Source organism: Burkholderia sp. AU45388, from assembly GCF_030481585.1.
Taxonomy (GTDB): Bacteria; Pseudomonadota; Gammaproteobacteria; order Burkholderiales; family Burkholderiaceae; genus Burkholderia; species Burkholderia sola.
The window spans coordinates 35923-48368 of the sequence record NZ_JAUJPV010000020.1 but is presented as its reverse complement, the minus strand read 5'-3'; the positions used below and the strand labels follow the sequence as shown (position 1 = coordinate 48368).

14 protein-coding genes and 1 pseudogene are annotated in these 12446 nt (G+C 67.5%); 7 read left to right on the top strand and 8 right to left on the bottom strand.

Annotation, left to right across the window (positions count from 1 at the left end; all coding sequences use genetic code 11):
• The first annotated feature begins 77 nt into the window (after positions 1-77).
• The 3 genes from QZM72_RS26395 (at position 78) to QZM72_RS26385 (ending at position 3048) form a co-directional block, all read left to right on the top strand.
• Positions 78-1076 carry a GlxA family transcriptional regulator gene (locus QZM72_RS26395; protein ID WP_089470478.1) on the top strand — a complete coding sequence of 333 codons (999 nt, stop codon included), beginning with the start codon at positions 78-80 and terminating at the stop codon, positions 1074-1076.
• 103 nt (positions 1077-1179) lie between these two features.
• Complete coding sequence (locus tag QZM72_RS26390) at positions 1180-2127, top strand: choline ABC transporter substrate-binding protein (RefSeq protein ID WP_089470477.1); 948 nt, start codon at positions 1180-1182, stop codon at positions 2125-2127.
• A 294-nt stretch (positions 2128-2421) separates the two neighbouring features.
• On the top strand, positions 2422-3048 hold the full coding sequence (locus QZM72_RS26385) for a trimeric intracellular cation channel family protein (protein ID WP_089470476.1): 627 nt from the start codon (positions 2422-2424) through the stop codon (positions 3046-3048).
• Between the two features lie 9 nt (positions 3049-3057).
• On the opposite strand, the gene QZM72_RS26380 is transcribed toward QZM72_RS26385, so the two are convergent.
• Complete coding sequence (locus QZM72_RS26380) at positions 3058-3483, bottom strand: PACE efflux transporter (RefSeq protein WP_089470475.1); 426 nt, start codon at positions 3481-3483, stop codon at positions 3058-3060.
• A 148-nt stretch (positions 3484-3631) separates the two neighbouring features.
• Here QZM72_RS26380 and QZM72_RS26375 point away from each other — a divergent pair, with 148 nt between their 5' ends.
• On the top strand, positions 3632-4576 hold the full coding sequence (locus tag QZM72_RS26375) for a LysR substrate-binding domain-containing protein (RefSeq protein WP_089470474.1): 945 nt from the start codon (positions 3632-3634) through the stop codon (positions 4574-4576).
• On the opposite strand, the gene QZM72_RS26370 is transcribed toward QZM72_RS26375, so the two are convergent.
• The 3 genes from QZM72_RS26370 to QZM72_RS26360 all read right to left on the bottom strand — a co-directional run bounded on the left by QZM72_RS26370 (position 4563) and on the right by QZM72_RS26360 (position 6850).
• Complete coding sequence (locus tag QZM72_RS26370; protein ID WP_089470473.1) at positions 4563-5717, bottom strand: sialidase; 1155 nt, start codon at positions 5715-5717, stop codon at positions 4563-4565. The genes QZM72_RS26375 and QZM72_RS26370 overlap by 14 nt on opposite strands.
• Positions 5718-5790: 73 nt before the next feature.
• Positions 5791-6060: a MoaD/ThiS family protein gene (locus QZM72_RS26365; RefSeq protein WP_089470472.1), complete on the bottom strand. Its 270-nt coding sequence runs from the start codon at positions 6058-6060 to the stop codon at positions 5791-5793.
• A 100-nt stretch (positions 6061-6160) separates the two neighbouring features.
• Positions 6161-6850: an aspartyl/asparaginyl beta-hydroxylase domain-containing protein gene (locus tag QZM72_RS26360; protein ID WP_089470471.1), complete on the bottom strand. Its 690-nt coding sequence runs from the start codon at positions 6848-6850 to the stop codon at positions 6161-6163.
• Positions 6851-7060: 210 nt separating this feature from the next.
• Here QZM72_RS26360 and QZM72_RS26355 point away from each other — a divergent pair, with 210 nt between their 5' ends.
• Together QZM72_RS26355 and QZM72_RS26350 are read left to right on the top strand one after the other, a co-directional pair.
• Positions 7061-7405, top strand: coding sequence for a DUF4148 domain-containing protein (locus QZM72_RS26355; protein ID WP_301739620.1), 345 nt, complete (start codon positions 7061-7063; stop codon positions 7403-7405).
• Between the two features lie 71 nt (positions 7406-7476).
• On the top strand, positions 7477-7749 hold the full coding sequence (locus QZM72_RS26350) for a DUF4148 domain-containing protein (RefSeq protein ID WP_089470639.1): 273 nt from the start codon (positions 7477-7479) through the stop codon (positions 7747-7749).
• A gap of 177 nt (positions 7750-7926) precedes the next feature.
• Here the strand turns inward: QZM72_RS26350 and QZM72_RS26345 are convergent, their stop codons facing one another.
• Positions 7927-8454 carry a cytochrome b gene (locus QZM72_RS26345; protein ID WP_301739619.1) on the bottom strand — a complete coding sequence of 176 codons (528 nt, stop codon included), beginning with the start codon at positions 8452-8454 and terminating at the stop codon, positions 7927-7929.
• A gap of 213 nt (positions 8455-8667) precedes the next feature.
• On the opposite strand from QZM72_RS26345, the pseudogene QZM72_RS26340 reads away from it, so the two are divergent.
• A pseudogene (locus QZM72_RS26340) lies at positions 8668-9119 on the top strand (lysylphosphatidylglycerol synthase domain-containing protein); the annotation flags it as partial.
• Between the two features lie 79 nt (positions 9120-9198).
• Here the strand turns inward: QZM72_RS26340 and denD are convergent.
• From denD to QZM72_RS26325, 3 genes are all read right to left on the bottom strand, one after another.
• Positions 9199-10170: a D-erythronate dehydrogenase gene (denD, locus tag QZM72_RS26335; protein ID WP_301739618.1), complete on the bottom strand. Its 972-nt coding sequence runs from the start codon at positions 10168-10170 to the stop codon at positions 9199-9201.
• Between the two features lie 28 nt (positions 10171-10198).
• Positions 10199-10978: a 2-oxo-tetronate isomerase gene (gene otnI / locus QZM72_RS26330; RefSeq protein WP_301739617.1), complete on the bottom strand. Its 780-nt coding sequence runs from the start codon at positions 10976-10978 to the stop codon at positions 10199-10201.
• 75 nt (positions 10979-11053) lie between these two features.
• On the bottom strand, positions 11054-12379 hold the full coding sequence (locus tag QZM72_RS26325; RefSeq protein ID WP_301739616.1) for an MFS transporter: 1326 nt from the start codon (positions 12377-12379) through the stop codon (positions 11054-11056).
• Between the last annotated feature and the right edge of the window lie 67 nt (positions 12380-12446).

The following is a 12446-nucleotide window of genomic DNA, read 5'->3' as shown; positions in this document are numbered from 1 at the left end:
CACCCTGAATTGATAACGGTTCCCGCGGCTTCGGCCGCGGGGCTGGTCCTTCACAACCTCCTCGCCAGGAGACCGATGTGACGTCCGCCGTCGCTGTCGCGCCCGCCGCCTGCGTTTCACCGGTTTCATCCCTCGCCCATTTCGGCTTCCTGACGCTGCCGAACTTCTCGATGATCGCGTTCTCGAGCGCGGTCGAAGTGCTACGGATGGCGAACTACGTCGGGCGGGCGGATCACTACAAGTGGTCGATCTACTCGCTCGACGGCGCACCCGCGCATGCCAGCAACGGCATCGCGGTGCGGCCCACGCAGGCGCTCGACTACGAGAACCTGCCCGACGTGATGATCGTGTGCGGCGGCATCCGCATCCGCGACGTGGTCGACGAGGGCGCGCGCGATATGCTCGCGGCGCTCGCCGAACGCGGGCTGCCGCTCGGCGGCATCTGCACGGGCGCCTATGCGCTGATGTCGAGCGGGCTGCTCGACGGCTATCGCTGCACCGTGCACTGGGAGAACCTGTCCGCGCTGCATTCCGAATTTCCGCAGGTGGGCTTCGCCGACGAGCTGTTCGTCGTCGATCGCGACCGGCTGACCTGCACGGGCGGCACCGCGCCGCTCGACCTGATGCTGAACCTCGTCGGCATGCGGTTCGGCCAGCAGCTCGCTGCGCAGGTCTCCGAGCAGTTCATTCTCGAGCGCATCCGCAGTTCGACCGATACGCAGCCGATTCCGGTCGACGCGCGCGTCGGCTTCTCTCGCGCGGAGCTGATCGAGGTCGTGCGGCTGATGGAGGCGAACATCGAGGAGCCGCTGTCGCTCGAGGAACTCGCGCGGCTCGTGCGGCTGTCGCAGCGGCATCTGCAGCGCATGTTCAAGGTGTACCTGAACGTATCGCCGACCCACTATTACCTGACGCTGCGCCTGAAACGCGCACGCGACCTGCTGCGCACGACCGACGCATCGATCGCGCGCGTGACGACGGTCTGCGGGTTTCATTCGCCGTGTCATTTCAGCAAGGCATATCGCGCGCAGTTCGGCCATGCGCCGAGCTACGAGCGCCGGTTGCCGGGGCGCTGAACGGGGCAATCATTCGGTCCGCGACGTCGCCGGGATCGCGGCGCGCGGCTTCAATAAACGATCCCGGATTCGAGCAAACGACATCACTTTGAGGAGAAGCAAGATGAAGCGCCTATTGATCGCAGCGGTGTGCGGGATCGGGATGGCCGCGCCGATGTCGGCCGTCTATGCGGCCGATCCGCCCGTGTGCAAGAACGTGCGCTTCGCGGATGTCGGCTGGTCCGACATCGCAGCGACCACGGGCCTCGCATCGACGATGCTGCAGGGGCTCGGCTACAACCCGACGAAGACGATCGCATCGGTGCCGATCACGTTCGCGGGGATCAAGAGCAAGCAGATCGACGTGTTCCTCGGCTACTGGTCGCCGACGATGGACCCGATCATCCAGCCGTTCACGAAGGCCGGCACGATCAAGGTGCTCGCGACGCCGAACCTGACCGGCGCGAAATACACGCTCGCGGTGCCCGACTACGTGTACCAGGGCGGCCTGAAGTCGTTCGCGGACATCCAGAAGTACGCGGACAAGCTCAACGGCAAGATCTACGGGATCGAGCCCGGCAACGACGGCAACGCGCTGATCAAGAAGATGATCGACGGCAACCAGTTCGGTCTCGGCAAGTTCAAGCTGGTCGAGTCCAGCGAGGCCGGGATGCTGGTCGAGGTGAATCGCGCGATTCGCGACAAGCAGTGGATCGTGTTCCTCGGGTGGGAGCCGCATCCGATGAACGTGCAGATGAAGATCGACTACCTGACCGGCGGCGACGACGTGTTCGGTCCGAACTACGGCGAAGCGAAGGTGCTGACGGCGACGCCGCCCGACTACGCGCAGCGCTGCCCGAACGTCGCGAAGTTCGTGTCGAACCTGCAGTTCACGACGGCGATCGAGAACCACGTGATGGTGCCGATCATGAAGAAGCAGGACCCGAACAAGGCCGCCGCCGCGTGGCTGAAGGCGAACCCGGACGCGCTCGACAAGTGGCTGGCCGGCGTGACGACGATCGACGGCAAGCCGGGCCTGCCGGCGGTGAAGGCGTATCTCGGCGCGCATTGAGCATGACGTGTCGGGCTGTGCGGCCGCGGCCCGAAGCCTGACGTGAAGGTTGAGCCGGCGCAAGCGGGGTGACCTGCTTGCGCCGGCTTTTTGCTGCGTGCTTCGCGCTCGCGCCGACGGCCAGCGGGCGATGCGCTAGACTGCTCGATCCCCGATCGAGGAGACGGCAATGATCCGCAACACGCTTGATGCAGCCGGGCGGCGACTCGCAGCCCGCATGCGGCCGAATCACACGGCCGCTTCGGTCGACGCAGGCTGCAACCGGACCCTCCGGTGCTTCGGCCATTCATTCGCATGAAGCGCATCGAGCAAGTCGTGCTGGCCGCCGATCTCGCGGGCACGGCGGTGTTCGCGATCGAGGGCGCCAATGCGGCGATCGGCGCCGGCCTCGACCTGTTCGGCGTGATGGTGCTGTCGCTCGTCGTCGCGCTGGGCGGCGGCGTGATTCGCGACCTGCTGATCGGCGCGCGGCCGCCCAGCGCCGTGAGCGACTGGCGTTACCCGGCGCTCGCGTTCGCCGCCGGGCTGTTCGCATTCGTGTTTCATGCGCGGGTCGCGTCGTTCTCGCCGTTGGTGTTGACGACGCTCGATGCGGCCGGCCTCGCGCTGTTCGCGGTCGCGGGCGCGGTGAAGGCGCTCGAATTCCGCGTCCACCCGTTCATTGCGACGCTGATGGGCGCCGTGACCGGCTGCGGGGGCGGTGTCGTGCGCGATCTGCTGCTCGCGCGGATACCGGTCGTGCTGGTCACCGACATCTATGCGAGCGCGGCGCTGCTCGGCGCGGTCGTCGTCGTGGTGTGCCGGCGGCTCGGTTGCCCGCCGGTCGTCGCGGCCGTGCTCGGCGGCATCGCGTGCTTTGCGTTGCGGATGGCGGCGGTGCGCTTCGGCTGGCAACTGCCGAAAATTTCCGGCGGCGCATAGGTGCCCGGCTCACGACCCCTTCGTCGCCGCCGGCACGTCGAACACGCGATCGAACGCCCACTGGAACACGAACGCATAGCAGAAGAAGAACGCGAACAGCGCGATATCGACGACGAATGCGTCGAACCACGAGATGTCGAGCCACCACGACACGACCGGCACGAGGATGAAGATCAGCCCGCCCTCGAATCCGGTCGCGTGCAGGATCCGCCGCCCGAGCGTGCGCGCCGGCTGCCGGCGCGATGCTTCCCAGCGCTCGAACAGCGCGTTGAAGATCATGTTCCACAGCATCGCGATCGCCGACATCGTCGCCGACAGCGCGCCCGAGTAGACGAGGTCCTGCCTGAAGATCGCCGCGATCGCGGGCGAGATGCAGGCAATGGCGATCGCTTCGTAGAGCACCGCCTGCGTGATCCTGCGCGGTAGGCCTTGCACGGGGTTCCTCCGGTTCGACGGGCAACCGCCGCGGCGACGTGCCGTGACGTCCCGCAAGGCTAGCCGCGTTGCGCACCCGCTTCAATTCACCTAATCTCACCCCGATTGAATCGAATTCAACCCGGCCGCATCCGGCCCGCGAGGCCCCGTGTTCTCGAAAATCCCCCTGACTGCATTGCGTGTATTCGAAGCGTCGGCGCGGCTCGGCACGTTCAAGGCCGCAGCCGATGAACTGTCCGTGACGCCGGCCGCCGTGTCGCACCAGATCAAGTCGCTCGAAAGCCGCGTCGGCGTGCTGCTGTTCGAGCGCGGCGCGGGCGGCGTGCGGCTGACGGAAGAAGGCGAGCGGCTGTTTCGCGCGAGTCACGATGCGTTACTGGCGTTGAGCCGCGGGCTCGACGCGGTGCGTCCCAATGCAACCGACGCGCGCCCGCTCGTGCTGACCACCACGCCCGCGTTCGCGGCGATGTGGCTGATTCCGCGTCTCGGTGCGTTTCGCCGCGTCGATCCGCACTTGCACATCAAGGTCGAAACGGGGAACGCGCTCGTCGATCTCGAACGCGATGCACGCATCGATCTCGCGATTCGCGCGACGTCGCGCACGTTTCCGGCACTGCACGAGATTGCGTTGATCGACGAGTATTTCGGTGCGTATGCGGCCGCCGGGTTCGATGCGCATCGCACCGACGCGTCGCTCGACCTGATCGAGACCGTGTGGGATACGCCGCTGCCGGTGTCGGTCGACTGGGCGTCGTGGTGTCGTGCGGCGGGGCGAGAATCGTGGCTCGAACGCGCGGTGTTTCGTCATTACGACGACGAGCATTACGCGTTGCAGGCCGTGCTGCACGGGCAGGGTATCGCGCTGCTCAGCTCCGTGCTGGCCGCCGAGCATGTCGAGCGCGGTGCGTTGATGCCGATCGAGCCGGCGGTGCGGCTCGACGGTGCGCGCTTCGTCGCGTTGTGCCGGCCGGGGCGCGAGCGCGAACCGCAGGTCAGGCGGTTTCTCGACTGGCTCGAAGCGGAAATCGCACGGACGCGCGACGCGGTGGCGCGGATGGCGCCCGACGATGCTCGCGCCGCTATCCGAAGCTGACGCAATACACCGGCGGCAAATGCGCCGATACCTGTCGCCAGTGCTCGCCGCCATCATCGGACGTCCATAACCCGCCGGTCGTCGACGCCATCGCGAGGCGCGTGCCGGAATCGTCCACCGCGAGCCCGTGCCGGTACACGAGGTCGTACGCGGGCGCGGCCGGCAACCCGTTCGACAGGCTCTCGAAACTGCGGCCGCCGTCGCGCGTGCGCGTGACGACGAGCCGGCCATTCACCGGAATCCGGCACGCGTCCTTCACCGCCGGCACGAACCACGCGGTATCCGGTTCGTGCGGATGCACGGCCACCGCGAAACCGAAGCTCGACGGTTCTGCTTCGATCCGCCGCCAGTGTTCGCCGCCGTCGGTCGAGCGGAAGATCGCGCAGTGATGCTGCGTCCACAGCACGTCGGGGTTGGCCGCGCACTGCACGACGCGGTGCGGGTCCTGCATGTTCGGTTCGCCGCGTCGCTCGGGCGGCATGTAGTCGGCTTCCATGCCTTGCGCCGTGACGCGCCACGTCGCGCCGCCGTCCGCGGTCTGCCACACGCCGCCGCACGAGATGCCGACCGTGACGTGCCGGCTGTCGCGCGGATCGACCATCACCGAATGGATGCCCGGCGCGTCGTACCCGCCGCCGCCCCATTCGGCGCGTTCGGGGCGATCCCACAGCGGGCGGTTCAGTACCCACGAATCGCCGTGGTCGTCGGAGCGGAACAGGCCGCCGGGAATCGTGCCGGCCCACAGGACGCCGGGCTCGTCGGTGCCGCCGGCTTCGAGCGACCAGATTTGCTGAAGCGTCCACGGCGGCTGCGGCGTCCCGGCGGCGGCAGGCGCGTCGTCGGCGTCGCCGCTGCCCGCGTGCCGATCGGCACGGGCGGGTGACGCGTCGGCGGGCTGCGGCGGATAAACCGGGACCGCGCATTCCTCCCAGCCGGTGGCGCCTGCGCGCAGGCGATGCAGTTTCACACCGAAATGCCCCAGATTGAGCGCCGCATACAGCGTGCCGTCGCGCGGGTCTGCGAGCACCATGCTGACAGGCTCGCCGATGAAATACGGTTCGCCGGGCGTCCAGCCGCCATGCCCGTCGGGTTGCAGGACGAACAGGCCCTTGCGGGTGGCGACGAGCAGTCGATCGTTCATGGCGATGTCTCCGGATGGTCCGCCTTGGCGCGACGGCGCTTGGTATGGGGAATGCGCCGGTGTATCGGTCCCTTTATCCGCCGGTCAGCGCCTGTACGACATACACGCGGCTGGCGGCCCCGAGCGTATCGGACAGGCGTTGCCGGTCGCGGATCGGCTGGCCGTCGATGAACACCGACAGGTGCTTTCGCAGCGCCCCCTGGTCGTCGACGATGTAGCCGCGCAGCCGCGGCTGCTCGCTGAAAATGGTGTCGAATGCTTCGCCGACCGTATGCGCATCGATGTCGCGCTCGGGCGTTTCGACATGCCGCTGGATCGACGCGGCGAAGAAGAGGTGCGCCATGGCGGTAGCTGGCAGGAGCCGCGCGTAGGGACGGCTTGTAGTTTAGGCGATCCGGCGGGCGCCGAAAGGCGGAACTGCGCCGCCGTGCGCCGCACAGCCGCTAAACCGGAATCGACCGCCCCCTGATCCGGATTCCGAGCCGCACGACGCCGATCACCGCATTCGACAGCCACGTGAGCCAGCGCGGCATCCCGCGCCGGCGGATATCGAGCAGCAGCACGATCCGCACCGCGTCGCTGTCGTTCCATACCTCGTGCGTGAACGTGTCGTCCCACAGCAGGAAGCGGCCTTCGTCGAGCCGGTATTCGCGGCCGTCGACCTTCAGCACGGCGGCCGGCGTGCCGTCCGCGCGCTTCGGCATCGACAGCACGAGATAACCGCGCAGGATGCCGCGAAACGGCCCGCGATGCGGCGGGATGTGCTTGCCGGGCGCGAGGAACGACAACGATGCGGACAGCACGTCCGGCGACGCCGCGACGAGCGACGCGACGGTCGGGCAGCGCGACAGGTTGCGCGCGAACGGCTGGCCGTACGCCTGCATGATGAACATCCGCCAGTCGCGTGCGTCGTTGGCCGAGATGTCGTACTGCTCGCGCATGATTTCGTGAAAGCGCGGGATGCGCGGCATGTCGCGTGCGACGTCGAGCGCCTCCGCGCGGATCGCGGGCCATGCGCGCACGAAACGCTCGGCATCCGGGAATGCCGCCGTGTCGAGCACCGCGCCGCTGTCGATATGGCGGTCGTACAGCGTGCGCAGCAGGGCGGCGGCATGGTCGTAAGCGGCGGACATGGTCGATCGAGGGGCGGGCCGGATGAGATGGTGGTCAGTCTGCCCGAAGCAAGACGGGCATTGCGTTACGTCAGGTTACGCCGACTGACGAATGAATGACAGTTCGGTGAATATTCGGCCGCGGCGAATGAAACGGCCGGGAATAAACCGCGCCCCTCCGTCGTCATACGGGTGCAGCACATCGTTTCGTTGACTGATGAGGAGTGGAACATGAATACGCACTGGCTGGTGGCCGCCACGGTGGCGGCGATTTCTCTCGCAGGTGTCGCGACGCAAGCGTCGGCACAGGCGCTCACGCGCGAACAGGTCCGGCAGGAACTCGTCGATGCGGAAAACAACGGGCTGCGCTTCGTGACCGATACGTCGTATCCGGACGTGAGCCCGCTGTTCCGGCACCAGGCCGACCGGATGCCGCAGCGCCAGGCGAGCACGGCAGTCGGCGGCGATCCGGCCATGTCGTCCGAAGCGGGCAAGCCGGCGGCGATGTCGTCGCGTCGAAGCACCGCCGCATGCGTCGGCCCCGCGAGCTTCTGCACGATTTATTTCGGAAGCTGATTCACCCGCCTGCATTCGCAGGTCACATCTATCCCGTGGTTGATCGATACGTCACATTGAAGGAGTTCATGATGAAAACATATATCGCACTACTGATGATGATCGGGACGATCGTCGGTCAGTCGGCATTCGCACAATCGGCCGCGCCGCTGACGCGTGCACAGGTTCGCGATGAACTGATGCGCCTCGAAGCGGCCGGGTACGACCCGGCCAAGGGCGATGAGGGCGAGTATCCGGCCGATATCCAGGCCGCGGAAGCGAAGCTCGCCGAGCAGGATAGTGCGCGAATGGCGGCGGCCACGCGGGCGCCGGCTCCCGACATGCCGGCGCAAACCAGCAACTAGGTGCCGACATGATCGTGTGTGAAGCCTGGCCGTCGTGTTCGCGAGACGGCAAACCGCACGCCCTTCCGGCCCGGCGGCGTGTCGACAGCGCGCCGGCAGCGATGCCGCTCGTTGCACGCCGCTTCGCGCGGCATCGCGATCAGCTCGTCAACCGGTCACGATGAGCATGCGGGCCGATCACCACGGCATCATGCGCTGCACGACCTGATCGCGCAGCACGAAGCGGTGCATCAGCGCGGCTGCCACGTGCAGGCAGATGCCGGCGAACAGGACCCACGCGAGGATGCCGTGCACGTCGCCCATCGCGTGACCGAATCCGGAGCCGGCCGCCGACAGCGCCGGCAGCGGAATGACGCCGAGCAGCGTCACCGCCCATGCGCGTGACGACGCGTTGATCCAGCCGAGCAGCGGCACGACGATCAGCAGCGCGTAGAGCGCGCCATGTGTCACGCCCGACAGCGCGCGCATCGCGGGCGACAGATCGCTGGCGGGCGGCCGGTGCGTCGCGCGCCACAGCACGCGGCACGCCATCGCCGCGAGCAGCGCCGTGCCGACGATCAGGTGCGCGGCGATCAGGCCGACCGGTTGCGTATCGCGATGCACGTCGGGCATCGTCCAGCCGATCGCGTATTGCGCGACGACCAGCGCCACGATCAGCCAGTGAAGAAAGCGGGCAACGGCGTCATAACGGGCGGGGGTGGACATGAAGGCTCCTGGCGGACATCCGACGGATATGAAGGGACAGCGTTCTGTGGATTCTACGGTCGAATCCTTACCGAAACGTTAAGTCCGCGGCGCCGGTCGAGATGGGCCGCCGGCACGGGGCACCTTGTTCATTGGCTGCGTTGTATTCATCGCGGGCATGGCGCGTATTCGCCCGATCTTGCACGACGTTGGTGCTTCGCGTCGGGACCATTTGCGCTGGTCGGCGAATCGGCGCGCACCGATCAGTCGATCCGGATGATCTGGAGACGGACCGGCGTCGTCGTGCGCTATCTGGCGATCTGGCAGACGCTGCAGTTCGCGGGCTATGCGCTGGAAATCTGGCCGGCGCTGACCTTCCTCGGCGCCGATCCGACGTTCGTGCAGGCGCTCGCGATCGAGGCGCTGATTCAGCTCGTGAGCAGCATCGCGTTCCCGATGCCGGGCGGCCTGGGTGTGCAGGAGGGCGGCTTCGCGCTTATCGGCGGGCTGCTCGGCTTCGATCCGCCGACCTGTCTCACGCTGGCCGGCGCGCGCGCCGCGTGCGCGACCTGCCGTTCTATCTGCCGGGCCTGCTCGCGTGGCAGCAGGCGGCCGGCGCGGCGCGCCCGCCGCCCGGTGCGAAGCGCGCATCGATGCCCGTCGGGGCGTCCGCCGGGCGACGCTGATGCGGCCCGGCGTTGCCGGCGTGCCGGGCGGGCAGCGGCGACGCCTATGCGGCCGCTTGCCGGTCGGCCGGCACGGCCATCAGCGCCGTTCGTCCGCGATATGGCTGCGGATCACGTCCGCGAACGACGTGTCGCCCTTCAGCCCGAGCACTTCCGCGCGCGACGTATCCCAGCGGCCCGGCCAACTGCCGACGATCTTCTCGACGCGTTCGTCGGGCGCATGACGGATCAGCTTCACGACCTCGTCGCCCGCGACTTCGCGCAGCGCCGCGATCATCTCGTCGACCGACACCGACAGCCCCGGCAGGTTGATCACGCGCTTGTTGCCGAGCTTCGCGCCGTCGATCTCGCACCCGGCGACCAGTGCGTCGATCGCGCCGCGCGGCGACAGCAGCCACAGCCGCGTCGAGCCGGGCACCGGGCACACGCTTTCCTCGCCGTTCAGCGGCTCGCGGATGATGCCGCTCGCGAACGACGACGCGGCCGCGTTCGGCCGGCCGGGCCGCACGCTGATGGTCGGCAGTCGCAGCACGCGGCCATCGACGAAGCCGCGCCGCGCGTAGTCGCACAGCAGCAGTTCGGCGATCGCCTTCTCGGCGCCGTACGACGATTGCGGGTTCAGCGCGGTGTCGTCCTGCACGACGTCGGGCAGCGTGCCGCCGTACACCGCGACGGAACTCGTGAACACGACGCGTGGCCGGTGGCCGCGTGCGCGGCACACTTCGAGCAGCGTGCGCGACGCGTCGAGGTTGATCCGCATGCCGAGATCGAAATCGGCTTCGGCCTGCCCGCTGACGATCGCCGCGAGGTGGAAGATCGCGCCCGTCCGCGTGTCGATCGCGCTGTCGAGCACCGCGCGATCGGCGATGTCGCCGACGATCGACGTCACGCGCGCATCGCCGAAATCGCTGCCCTGGACGACGTCGAGCAGCACCAGCTCGTCGATCTTCTCGACGCGACCGTCGGGGCCGGTGAGTTCGCCGCGTTCGAGCAGCTTGCGCGCGAGGCGCTGGCCGAGAAAGCCGGCGCCGCCGGTGATCAGTACTTTCATGTTCTTTGCCCTCAGAGGAATGCTTGAATCACAGCAGGTACGGCTTGATCCAGCCGAGGCCTTCCGAAGTGCCGGCCTTCGGTCGATACTCGCAGCCGATCCAGCCGTCGTAGCCGAGCGCGTCGATCACCGAGAACAGGTACGGGTAGTTGAGTTCGCCGACGTCCGGTTCGTGGCGTTCCGGCACGCCCGCGATCTGGATGTGGCCGATGCCCGCGAAATCGCGCTCGAGCTTCATCGCGAGATCGCCTTCGACGATCTGGCAGTGGTAGCAGTCGAACTGCACCTTCAGGTTCGGCGCGCCGACTTCCGCGCGGATCGCCTGCGCGTCGTCCTGACGGCTCAGGAAATAGCCGGGCATGTCGCGCGGGTTGATCGGCTCGATCAGGATCGTGACGCCCTGCGCGGCGGCGGCCTGCGCCGCGTGACGCAGGTTCGCCAGATACGTGTCGCGATGGCGCGCGCGATCGGCGCCCGGCGGCACCATGCCGGCCATCACGTGCAGCTTCCTGTTGCCGATCACGCGCGCATAGTCGAGCGCCTGGTCGATGCCGCGGCGGAATTCGTCCTCGCGGCCCGGCAGCGATGCGATGCCGCGTTCGCCCGCGGCCCAGTCGCCCGGCGGCGCGTTGAACAGCGCCTGTTCGAGGCCGTGCGCGTCGAGGCGCGCGCGGATGTCCTCGGCGGCGAAGTCGTACGGGAACAGGTATTCGACGGCCTTGAAGCCGTCGTGAGCGGCAGCGGCGAAGCGGTCGAGAAACGCATGCTCGGTGTACATCATCGAGAGGTTGGCGGCGAAGCGTGGCATGGCGGCGGGTCCTGTGAATGAATGGGGCGGGGCGCCGGGCGCCCCGCGTCGAACGATGAATCGGCCTGCGGCGGATCAGCGGTTCACGAGTTTGGCCGGCGTGAACCACACGGCGATCGCGCCGAGCACCAGCATCGCCGCGAGCACGTACATGCCGGACGCGGTGCTGTGCGTGGCGTCCTTCAGGTAGCCGATCACGTACGGGCTCGCGAAACCGGCGAGGTTGCCGACCGAGTTGATGATCGCGATCCCGGCCGCGGCCGCGGAGCCCGCGAGGAACGCGGTCGGCAGCGACCAGAACAGCGGCGCGCAGGTCAGCACGCCGCCCGCGGCGAGCGACAGGAACACGATCGACACCGCCGTATTGTGCGAGTACGACGCGGCGACCGCAAACCCGACCGCGCCCATCAGCGCCGGCACGATCAGGTGCCAGCGGCGTTCGCGGCGCTTGTCCGCGCTGTGGCCGAACAGGTTCATCACGACGATCGCGACGACGAACGGAATCGCCGACAGCAGGCCGATCTGCAGCGTGTCGGTGATGCCGGTCGATTTGACGAGCGTCGGCATCCAGAACGTGAGCCCGTACTGGCCGGTGACGAACGCGAAGTAGATCAGCGACATCCACCACATGCGCGGGTCCGAGAACACGGCCTTCAGCGAATGGCCGTGCTTCTGCTGTTCCTGCGGCTGCGCGGCGATTTCGTCTTCGAGCAACTGCTTCTCGCGCTCGTCGAGCCACTTCGCGCCGCGGATGCTGTTGTCGAGATACAGGATCGTCGCGATGCCGACGAGCACGGCCGGCACGGCTTCGATCATGAACATCCATTGCCAGCCGTGGAAGCCCGAGCCGCCGTGGAAGCGCTCCATGATCCAGCCCGACAGCGGGTTGCCGAAGATGCCCGACACCGGAATCGCGGACATGAACACCGCGATGATCTTCGCGCGGCGATGCGACGGGAACCAGTACGTGAGGTACAGGATCACGCCCGGATAGAAGCCGGCTTCCGCGAGGCCGAGCAGGAAGCGCAGCACGTAGAACTGCGTGGGCGTCTGCACGAACGCGAACAGCGCGGAAAGCAGGCCCCACGTGATCATGATCCGCGCGATCCAGATGCGTGCGCCGATGCGGTGCATCAGCAGGTTGCTTGGCAGTTCGAACAGAAAGTAGCCCAGAAAGAAAATCCCCGCGCCGAGACCGAATACGGTTTCGCTGAACGCGAGATCCTGCGACATCTGCAGCTTGGCGAAGCCGACGTTCACGCGGTCGAGATACGCGACCACGTAGCAGAGCATCAGGAACGGCACGATGCGCCAGAACACTTTCTTGTAGGTGCGGTCGAGTTCGCCCGATCGGGCGGCCGCGGCGGGCGAGCGGCTTGCGGCCGCGTCGAGAGCAGTCATCGTCGTCTCCAATGATGTTATGTGCCGGCGGCGCGTACGCCGCCGGTCGTGTGTGTGCTGACGGAAA